The following is a 1,497-nucleotide window of genomic DNA, read 5'->3' as shown; positions in this document are numbered from 1 at the left end:
CTGTGCCTTAAGTTCGCGGTGTGAACCGCTCTCTCTCTGGCGCTTTATTAATATACTTATTTCGCAAGGGCTTGTCAAGCGTTTTGCGAAAATAATTTTTATCTTTCGCTTAATCTATACACCGTAAGGTTTTTGGGTGTTCCTCGATGCTCCGAGATCCGATTGCTCGTTCCTCTTTAACGCCAGAACCTGCTTTTTTACCCCCAATGTCAGTTTTTGACCGCCGTCTGTCATGAAGGGTCGGTAGAATCGTTGAGAGGTAAAATGGCTACTACTATATATAGAACCCTTTTGAGATCTTTTGACGATCGCCCGCGATTGAGACCCGCTCGGGCTATGGGCAAGCGGCTAGGGGCGCTCGGCTCCGGCTACAGGCGATTGCCATCCAATTGCCCCAAATTTAAGGTGATGCGGTTTCAACCGAAATTGGAAAGGGTGATTGGTTGTCTCTGCTTACTAAATTGATGTAACCCACATTCCGCACTTTAAGTTGAAAGTAAGGATTCAGGTCTAAAAACTTGTGGCTATAACGCTTTTCTGGCAAGGGTTATAGGACAAAATAATGGTTTTTGTCTTTATCTGTTGATTGTCAGGCCTATGACCAGAAATGACAGTTTTTCGTCATAAGCTTGATAATTGGAGTTTAAACTAAGCAGGTCAAAAAGTGCGATTGCCCAAAGACTAGCTCACGTTTATCACAGGGCGAACGCATCTAAATTTTATATTAACAGAATATGGTATATTGGAGGATGGTTCTTGATTACTCAAAAAATATTTAATTAGAGTTTGCCCTGCATGAAACTTAAACCTAAAATCACCATCGCCGACCATTTTGCTGACTGAGAAGATCCAAGAATTGAGCGGACGAAACATCATCAATTAATTGATATTATTACCATCTCAATTTGTGCCGTGATTTGCGGTGCTGATACATGGGTCGATATCGAAAGTTACGGGCGAGCTAAATACGGGTAGTCCCCTGAAGGAAAGGATCGAGAGAATAAAACTGAATTCAAATAAAAGTAGGGATTTAGAGTTGTAAATTAGCATTGTAATGATGCACAAACCGCCAAATTGCGGCAATATGATTTTCTAATTTTTTAGAGAAGGCTAGGCTCTTTCTTACCAGTCGAGACACTCGTTGTCGAATAGTACAGTTGAAGCGCTCGATATAGCTAGTAAAACCACTATCTTTATCTACGCTTTGATGACGTTTGCTGGGCAATACAGAATCATAAGCACAAAACGTGGTCAGTATAAATTACTGCACATTGACGGTACACTGGTGGCATTGAATTCCATAGATATTGAGCCGATACTGCGCTACGATCTCCAATATGTACACCAACAATTTCCCTAGTCTGGGCATCCAATGCCAGCCAGACCCACTGCTGATTGCCTTTACTATCAACGAATGACCATAACTCATCCATCTGAACATTCAAGCGCTTTTTTTCTTTGGGAGTCACTTCCACTTGCTTCTTAACAGCAGCCGCT

Annotated in this window: 2 pseudogenes; one reads left to right on the top strand and one right to left on the bottom strand. The window is 42.0% G+C overall.

The window, feature by feature from the left end:
* Positions 1 to 795: 795 nt before the first annotated feature.
* Positions 796 to 966 (top strand): annotated as a pseudogene (locus JGK22_RS32410) (transposase family protein); the annotation flags it as partial.
* Positions 967 to 1,030: 64 nt separating this feature from the next.
* On the opposite strand, the pseudogene JGK22_RS32405 reads toward JGK22_RS32410, so the two are convergent.
* A pseudogene (locus tag JGK22_RS32405) lies at positions 1,031 to 1,497 on the bottom strand (IS1 family transposase); the annotation flags it as partial.

The sequence above is a fragment of the Microcoleus sp. PH2017_08_TRC_O_A genome (assembly GCF_020738665.1).
In the GTDB taxonomy this organism is placed as follows: domain Bacteria; phylum Cyanobacteriota; class Cyanobacteriia; order Cyanobacteriales; family Microcoleaceae; genus Microcoleus.
The sequence above is the reverse complement of the archived record's forward strand: the minus strand, read 5'-3'. Positions and strand labels throughout refer to the sequence as shown.